The sequence below is a fragment of the Paraburkholderia sp. SIMBA_030 genome (assembly GCF_046535245.1).
Classification (GTDB): domain Bacteria; phylum Pseudomonadota; class Gammaproteobacteria; order Burkholderiales; family Burkholderiaceae; genus Paraburkholderia.
In genome coordinates this window covers 1-263 of the sequence record NZ_JAWRXB010000814.1, presented here as the reverse complement: position 1 = coordinate 263, position 263 = coordinate 1, and the positions used below count along the sequence as shown (strand labels likewise).

Genomic DNA, 263 nt, shown 5'->3' with positions numbered 1-263 from the left:
ATGGCGGCGGACGGCTCGGCGCGGCGTCCTATGAACCCATGCCCAGTTCGGATTCGATCGGCAAGCTGAAGTACGCACACGATCCGAACATCGCGCTCAAGTATTCGAACGAGCCCGCGAACAACCGTCGGGTCGGCGTGCAACTCGAAGCGCGCGTGAAGCGTGAGGCGTTCCTCGGCCGCTTCGATGGCGATCCCGGCTCGACCTACTGGCGCGCGGAAAGCGGCGGCGAGAACGCGCCCGCGAGAATCAACGACGAGCCC

Annotated in this window: 1 protein-coding gene; it reads left to right on the top strand. The window is 65.8% G+C overall.

Features of this window, described 5'->3' with window-relative positions; all coding sequences use genetic code 11:
- On the top strand, positions 1-263 hold a 263-nt coding region (locus SB772_RS42245; RefSeq protein ID WP_410838806.1), incomplete at both ends, for a hypothetical protein.